This window comes from Streptomyces milbemycinicus, assembly GCF_002154605.1.
GTDB lineage: Bacteria > Actinomycetota > Actinomycetes > Streptomycetales > Streptomycetaceae > Streptomyces > Streptomyces milbemycinicus.
Genome location: NZ_MUNE01000828.1, coordinates 1 through 8,534, shown reverse-complemented (window position 1 = coordinate 8,534; position 8,534 = coordinate 1). Strand labels below are relative to the sequence as shown.

General features: G+C 74.3%; 3 protein-coding genes. All 3 read right to left on the bottom strand.

Annotated elements, in window-relative coordinates; all coding sequences use genetic code 11:
• On the bottom strand, positions 1-900 hold a 900-nt coding region (locus tag CCN51_RS47150; protein WP_143676130.1), incomplete at its 3' end, for a serine/threonine-protein kinase.
• A gap of 90 nt (positions 901-990) precedes the next feature.
• On the bottom strand, positions 991-5,913 hold the full coding sequence (locus CCN51_RS47145) for a type I polyketide synthase (protein WP_014174808.1): 4,923 nt from the start codon (positions 5,911-5,913) through the stop codon (positions 991-993).
• On the bottom strand, positions 5,906-8,534 hold a 2,629-nt coding region (locus CCN51_RS47140; protein WP_143676129.1), incomplete at its 5' end, for a non-ribosomal peptide synthetase. The genes CCN51_RS47140 and CCN51_RS47145, both read right to left, overlap by 8 nt.

The following is an 8,534-nucleotide window of genomic DNA, read 5'->3' as shown; positions in this document are numbered from 1 at the left end:
GTCCTCGGGCAGACCGAGGACCTGGGCGATCTCGGCCTGCTGCGCATCGATCAGGTCGTGTACGGCGGCGGGCCAGGGCCGCGCGGACGGGGCGAGTTGCCCGAGGAGCTCCAGGATCCCGGCCGGAGTGGGCCGCTGGGACGGATCCTTGTCCAGACACCGCTCGACGAGCCCGCGCAACTCGTCCGGGAGCGGCGTGAGATCGGGTTCGCTGTGCACGACGTTGTAGAGCATCTGCAGCGTGGACGAACCGGCGAACGGGACCCGCCCGGTGCACGCCTGGAACAGCACCGCGCCGAGCGAGAACACATCGCTGGCCGGGGTGAGTTCACGGCTCTCCGCCTGTTCCGGCGACATGAAGGCAGGGGAGCCGACCAGCCAGCCCGTGTGAGTGACCTTGGTGATGTTCTCACTGTCGATCGCCCGTGCGATCCCGAAGTCGATGACCCGGGGCCCGTCGGCGGCGAGCAGCACATTGGACGGCTTGAGGTCTCGGTGGATCAGCCCGGCCCGGTGGATCTCGGCCAGCGCCGCGGCGAGCCCCGCGGCCAGGCGCACCGTCGACTCGGGCGGCAACGGAGCGACGTTCTCGACGACTTGGCCCAGTGAAGGGCCCGGTACGAACACCGAGGCCAGCCACGGCAGCGGGGCGTCCGCGTCCGCGTCGACCACGGCGGCCGTATACGCCCCGGACACCTTGCTGGACGCCTCCACCTCGCGGCGGAAGCGCGTACGGAACCCGTCGTCCTCCACGAACTGCGAACGCACCACCTTGACCGCGATCAGACGCCCGTCCGGCGCCACACCGAGCAGCACCCGCCCCATGCCGCCCCGGCCCAGCTCGGCCACCAGCCGGTACGGACCGGCCACCGGCCGGTCCGTCTCCCCCATCAGCTCCATCGGCCCTCTCCGACTCGTCGTTGCCTGCGCACAGTGGATCCTGTCACCCCCCGTGCGTGCAAGGGCTGTTGTCGCAGGCAGGGCGCGGGCTCAGCTCCCCGGGCTCCCCGGACCGTCCAGGGCTCGGCGCACCTGATGGGCCAGGGTCGAGGCATGGGGCTCGGCCAGCATGGTCCAGTGCTTGCCCGAGCACGGCAGGACGGTCAGCCCGCCGGGGTGCAGCGCGCTCAGCCAGGTGCGCAGCCGCGCCTCGGTCCGGTGGGTGAGCCCGGCCTTGACCAGCACCGTACGGCAGGACACCGGCCTCGGCCGATAGCGCAACATGGCCCGCAGATAGGCCCGGAAGACCCGGCTCGCCCCGGGCACCGACCGCACCGTACGGCCCGCGGGCCCGATCTGGAGGGCGACCAGCGCCTGGTGCCACAGGCCCGCCGCGAGGTGCTGGGGAGCGGAGCCCAGGGGGCGACCGCCGCTGTCCGGCGCGAAACCGTCCAGGAACAGCAGCAGTTCCACCCGCTCACCGGCCCGTTCCAGCTGCGCCGCCATCTCGTGCGCCACCAGGCCGCCCACGGACCAGCCGCCCACCGCGTACGGGCCGTGCGGCCGCACCGCGCGCAACACGCGGATGTGGTGGGCGGCCAGCTCCTCGACGCGGTCCGGGGTGGGCGCGCCGCCCAGCAGCCCCGGGGCGTCGATCCCGTATACGGGCCGGTCCCCGCCAATGGCTCGGGCGAACTCCCGGTAACACAGCGCGCTCCCGGCGGCGGGGGCGGCGAGGAAGAGGGGTGTGCCGTGGCCGCCCTCCTGGAAGCGGACCAGTTCGCGGGGGGCTGATGGGGTCCGCTGCGGTCTGGTGTCCCCGGCCTCCCCCACCGCCCTGGCGTCGTGGGCGTCCCGGGCGTCCTGGGCGTCCCGGGCCAGCGCGGCCAGTCGGCCGAAGGTCGGCTGTTCCAGGAACTCCGCCAGGGGGACGGCGATCCCCAAATCTTCGTGGACACGGCCGCGCAGCCGTACGGCCATGAGCGAATCGCCGCCCAGGGCGAAGAAGTCGTCCTCGTCGTGTGCCGAGGACGTGCCCAGGAGCCGGTTCCAGATCGATGCCAATCCCGCCTCTGCGGGCGGAACTTGGGCGTCCGGCGCCACTCGCGGATTCTGCACGGTGTGAGGGTGCGGGCCTGCCCCGCCGGAGGGGTCCGATACCTCGACGACCAGCGCTCCGTCGACCGACGCCAGCAGGACCGCGTGGTCCGCCGAGGGCCGCTGCGCCACCGCCATATCCGAGAACCCGGCGCCGTCGAGCGCCCGCCGCCAGCCGTCGGCGGGCAGATGGACGGAGTCGGTGCGCAAGTCGTCCGCGAAGTCCCACCAGCCGGGCGCCAGGCCCCACATGAAGTGGGTCCACAGCGCCACCTGTGTGACCTCGACGGCCCCCAGCCAGCCGCCCGCGGCCAGCAGCCCCCTCAGCCGACGCAGCGTCGCAGGCAGATCGGACACCACATGAAGGGCGTTGTAGGCGAGCACGATGTCGAAGCCACCGGCGGGGAACCCTTGGGCGCCGAGGTCCTTGCCGAGGTCGAGCCGGGCACACTGGACCTGTCGCTGCCCTCGCTCGGCCACGCGTTCCCGGGCCCGGCTCACGGCCAGGCCACTGATGTCGGTGAAGGTGTAGAGGTCCTGGGGGTGGACCGGCCAGGACTCCAGCACCCGCCAGGTGAGCTCCCCACTCCCGCCGCCGACCTCAAGTACACGCAGCGGCCGGTCCGCCTCGCGCTCGCGCGGCCCCCGGCTCGCGGCCACGGCCGCCGCCAACTGGTCCAGGCAGGGCCCCGCGTCGGCGACGTCAGCCGAGTTGTCCATCAGACAGGCGCGCAGAAATGTGTCGTCGCCGTCCGGATAGAGCACGGAGACCGGCTCGCGATCGCCGGCCAGCACCTGGGGGTACGCGTCCGCGCAGTGGGCGAGCATCCGGCGCAGCCCGCGCACCTCGTCAAGACCAGCCGGGTCGAGCGCGGAGCGCAGCCGCTCCTCGACGTCGTCGGGGACCAGGAGGCGGTGGCCACCCGGGGCCGTGTTCGTCGGCTCCGCCGTAAGGAAGCCGTGTTCGGTCATGGCCCGGACCATCAGCCGGGCCGGGCCGGTCAGCTTTCCGTCCCCGGCGAGGCGATCCGTCAGCTCCGCTCCACTGACGGCGTCACCGGGCGCGAGGCGGCCGATGCGCAGCCCGAGCCGGGTGGCCAGGGCCGCGGTGTACGCGTCGAGGCGGCGTACCAGGTCGGGCCGCTCGGACAGCGTGGGCCGGTCCGCCGCCGCCGGGTCCTTCAGGCCCTCGGCGAGCTGCCGCGCCGTCGCCACGTACGGCCGTCGCGGGTCCGATACGGCAGGAGCCCGTACGACCTCGCCCGAGGGCTGGTCGATGCCGGTACCGGTGCCGCAGGGCCTGGAGTCCAGGGGGTGGGGCGGCAGTGAGCAGCGCTGCCGGGACCCGCCCGCGAACTGTCCGACCTCCACGTTCAGCCCGGCCTCCCAGAGCCTGCCGACCGCTTCCAGGACCCGGGCCTCGGCGTCGTCCGTCGCGCCGTCGAGCAGCGGGACCGTGAGGTGGCGCGCGGTGTGGCGGGGATGGTCGCGCACCGCCCGGCTCATGGATGCGCCCGGACCCAGTTCGACGAACACCTCGGCGCCGCCCGACAGCAGCGTGTCCAGGCCCTGTCGCAGCCGTACGGTGTCCGTCAGCTGGGCGGCCCAGTAGTCGGCCGATGCCACCTCCTCGGGGGTGGCCCAGCCGCCGGTGACGTTGGACACCAGGGGTGTCTGCGGCGCCTTGGCGGTCAGCTGTGCCACGCGGGCGCGCAGGGCGGCGGCGGCCGGGGCCATCTGCGGGGAGTGGAAGGCCCTGCGGGTCTCCAGCAGGCGGGTGGGCCAGCGGTCCAGCAGCTCGGCGAGGCGCCGGACCGCCTCCGGCGGGCCGGAGAGGATCAGGCGGTCGTGGCCGTCCACGGCCACCGCGGGCCGGGGCTCGGGCAGTTGGGCCAGCGCCTGGGTCACGGCCTCGCGGGCGCCGTCCCGTACGAGCTCGACGGCGAGCATCCGGCCGGGGGCGGTGTCCCGGGTGGCCAGCGCCCGGGTGTGCACCAGGCGCAGCGCGTCGGGGAGTTCCCACACCCCGGCCGCCAGGGCGGCGGCGTACTCGCCGATGCTGTTGCCCATCACGGCGCTCGGCCTGATGTCCCAGCCGTCCAGGGTGCGGGTGAGGGCGTGTCCGAGGGCGAAGAGACCGAGCTGCTGGTGGACGGGGTCGTGGTACCACTCCGCCGGTGTCCGGGGGTTCAGCAGCGCCGACAGGTCCGTATCGGCCTCCTGCCGGGCCCATGCGCGTACCTCGTCGAAGGCCTCGGCGAACGCGGGCAGCACGGCGTACGCCCCGGCGGCGGCTCCGCCCGGGCGCAGGGTGCCCTGCCCCGGGTAGAGGAAGGCAACCCCGGCCGGCTCGGGTGTCGCCGGCCCGTCCGGCAGGGGCTCCCGGAGCGTTTCGGCGGCCCGCGCCACATCGCGGGCGACGACGGTGGCGCGGTGTACGTACCGGCGCCGGCCGTCGGCGAGGGTGCGCGCCACTTCGTCCAGCCGAGGCGCCGGGTCGTCCCGCAGCCGCTGGGCCAGCTCGCTCCGGGCGGTGCGCAGCGCCTCGGGGGACGCGGCGGACAGCGCCAGCAGGCGCGGCCCGCGCGCTCCCGCGCGGGTGGCGGGCGGCGTCGGGGCGGCCTCCAGGACGGCGTGCGCGTTGGTCCCGCCGACGCCGAACGAGCTGACGCCGGCGAGCACCGGCCGGCCCTCGGGCCACGGGCCGTGGCGGTCGGCGACGGTGAACGGCGTGGTTTCGAGCTTCATCAGCGGGTTGGGCCGCCGGAAGTGCGCGGTCGGCACCAGCTCCCGGTGCCGGAGCAGCAGCGCCGTCTTGATCAGGCCGCTGACGCCGGAGGCGGAGCCGGTGTGTCCGATGTTGCCCTTGACCGCGCCCAGGACACAGGACCCGACCGCGTCCGTGGTGGTGCGGAACGCGCCGGTGAGCGCGGCCACTTCCACCGGGTCGCCCAGCCGGGTGGCGGTGCCGTGTGCCTCGACGTAGCCGATGTCCGCCGGGTCGACATCGGCCCGGCCCAGGGCCGCCAGGATGACATCGCGCTGCCCGCCGGGCGAGGGCGCGGTGAACCCGGCCTTGTCTCCGCCGTCGTTGTTGACGGCCGTGCCCCGGATGACGGCCACCACCTGGTCGCCGTCGCGCAGCGCGTCCTCCAGCCGGCGCAGCACCACGACGCCCGCCCCCGAACTGGAGACGGTGCCCGCGGCGGCGGCGTCGAACGGGCGGCAGTGGCCATCGGGCGACAGGATGCCGCCCTCCTCGTACACATAGCCCGTCACCTGCGGGAAGAAGAGCCCCACACCCCCGGCGAGGGCGGCGTCGCACTCGTATCCGAGCAGGCTCTGCACCGCCTGGTGCACCGCGACCAGCGAGGTGGAGCAGGCGGTCTGCACCGTCAACGCGGGGCCGGTGAGCCGGAGTTTGTACGCGGCCCGGGTCGCCAGGAAGTCCTTGTCGCGCCCGAGGGTCTGGCTGACCAGCTCTTCCTGCGAGGCGCCCAGGGGCACGGCGTCGCATCCGGCGAACACCCCGATCGGACCCGGGAAACGGTGCGGGTCGATGGCCGCGTCGTCCAGGGCGGTGCTGGCACACTCCAGGAACACCCGCTGCTGTGGGTCGATGCCACGGGCCTCGCCGAGGCTGTAGCCGAAGTACGACCAGTCGAAGCGGTCGGCTCCGGCCACCACTCCGCGGACGGCCACGAAGTCCGGCCGCTCCGCGAGCCGTCGGTCGACACCCGCGGCGGCGAGCTGGTCCGGGGTGAACCGGGAGACGGTGTCCCGGCCTGCCACCAAGTTGTCCCAGAACGCGCGGACGTCCCTGGCGCCCGGCAGTCGGCAGGCCATGCCGACGACAGCCACGGCGTCCTCATGCATCGGTCTCCTCCTCCTTCCGGCCGGTCGTCGGGCGTCGGTCGCGCTGTCTGGCCCGGCGTCCCTTCCGCGCCCGCTCCCGGAAGTCCTCCGCCGCCGAGGAGGCGTGTTCGCGCTCGTCGGGCCCGTCGATCGCCCGGGCCATGGCGTGGACCGTGGCGTGTTCGAAGAGCCGCTGGACGGGCAGCTCGATACCGAAGGCGCCCTCCAGCCGGCGCTGCAGGGTGGCCAGGCGCAGCGAGTCGCCGCCGAGGTCGAAGAAGTTGTCGTGGACGCCGACGGTGTCCACGCCCAGCACCTCGCGCCACAGGGCCGCGATACGCCGCTCCCGGTCTCCCTGGGGCGCCACGGCCGAAGCCACGCCCACCAGATCCGCGCGCCCGGGCCGGGGCAGGGCCGCGTGGTCGACCTTGCCGTGCGGGGTGAGCGGCAACTCATCGAGCCAGACCAGAGCGTCCGGGACCAGTGGCGGCGGCAGCGTCTCGCGCAGCGCCGCGAGCACGGCCTGGGTCGCGGCCACGCCTGCGGTTGTGTTCGCGGTCGCGGTTGCGGCTGTGGTTGTGGTTGTGGTTGTGTTCGCGGTCGCGGGGGCCGCGGCGGGTTCGGCGCTGGGCACCGCGTACGCCACCAGGCGCGCGGACGCGGCCTCGAAGGCGCGTACGGCGGCCTGGGCGACCAGCGGATGCGCCGCCAGCCGGGCCTCGATCTCCTCCGGCTCGATACGGTGGCCGCGCACCTTGAGCTGACGGTCCGCCCGGCCGATGAACTCCAGTGTTCCATCGGGCAGCCAGCGCCCCAGGTCCCCGGTGCGGTAGACGGGGCCGGGCGCGCCCTCGGGGCCGTCGGGAAGAAACCGCTCGGCCGTCAGCTCGGGGCGCCGCCAGTAGCCGAGCGCCACTCCGCCGCCGCCGATGAGGATTTCGCCCTTGACGCCGACGGGGCAGCGGTGGCCCGACTCGTCGACCACGTAAACGCGTACCCCGGCCGCCGGACGGCCGACCCGCCCCGGGCGGAAGTCCGCCTCGCCTGGGGTGACGGTGTGGCCGGCCGCGGTCACGGTCGCCTCGGTCGGCCCGTAGCAGTTGACCAGCCCGTACGGCAGGCCGGGCGGTGGCGCGGAGCCGAGCGCCGCGCCACCGTAGACCAGTTGGCGCAGTGCGCGGGGCGGCTCGCCGTGTGCCCAGATGGTCTCGGCGAGCGCCGCGGGCACGACGGCGACGGTCACCTGGTGGGTGTCCAGCCACCCGGACACCTCGCCGGGGAACACGGTGCCGCGGTGCGGGACGAGCGCCGCGCCCGCGGTCAGGGTCGGCCAGATCTCGGAGACGGCGGCGTCGAAGCCGACGTTGATGAGCTGGCTCACCCGGTCGGCCGGCCCCAGGGCGAGCAGATCGGCGAACCACAGGGCATGCTGGGCGAGCCCTCCGTGGCGGACGACAACGCCCTTGGGCAGTCCGGTGGAGCCCGAGGTGTAGACGACATACGCCGGGTCGTCGGCGCCGGGCGGCTCGGGCGCCGCGCCAGCGGTGTTCCGGGTCGCCTCGGTCACGTCGAACACCGTTGTCTTGTCGGGCAGTTGAGGGCTCGGCGTCCCGTCGGTGAGGACCACCCGCGCGCCCAGGTCGTCGAGGATGTACGCGACGCGCTCAGACGGATATCCGGGGTCCACCGGGCAGTACGCACAACCGGCATACCACGCCGCCAGCATCGCCACGACCAGGTCGGGCCCCCGGTCGAGCAGCACGGCCACGACCGGTTCCCCTTGGCGCACCGGTTGCGCGATGCGCGCCGCGAGCCGACGGGCGCGGGTGTCCAGCTCGGCGTAGCTGAGCTGGCCCTCGGGGGTGTCGACGGCCGTGGCGTCCGGTGTGGCCCTGACGCGCGCGGCGATCAGCTGCGGCACCGTCGTGGGCGGCGCGGCTGCGGGCCCGTCCTCGAGCGCGGCGAGCGCGACGCGCTCGTCGGTGCCGATCCGGGGCAGCGAGGCCAGCGGGCGGTCGGGCCGGTCCACGAGGTCGGCGAGCACCGCGGCGGTCAGGGCCGCCAGGCGTTCGGCCTCCGCGCGGGCGATGCGATCGCCACGGTAGGCCAGCAGCCCGCGCAGGGTGCCGTTCTGCTCCTGGAAGGACACCGTCACGGCGCCCTTGGCGGCCCAGTCGGCGCCCTCACCGCTCAGCGCGAACCGCCGCAGGCGGTGGCCGCCGAGCGACGGGGCCCGGGTCTCGGGGACGACGGGGGTCAGGGCGAGGTCGGCGTACGGGGTGATGCCGTAGCGGCGCTCGGGGTTCAGCGCGGCGACCACCTGGTCGAACGGTACGTGCTGATCCTCCAGCGCCTCCAACACCCGCTCCCGCATCCCCCGCAACAACGACACCACCGTCGTGTCCCCGTCCACCACAGACCGGATCACCACCGTGTTCGTACACGGCCCCACCACCGAACCAAAACGCTCACCCGCACGATTCGCCACCGGACACCCGAACGTCACATCCCGCTCACCACTCCACCGATGCAACGCCCCCGCGAACCCCGCCGCCACCGCCATGAACCACGACACACCCTCCCGCTCCGACACCCCACGCAACCGCCCCAACACCCCCTCGGTGAGCGGGACTTCAACCACC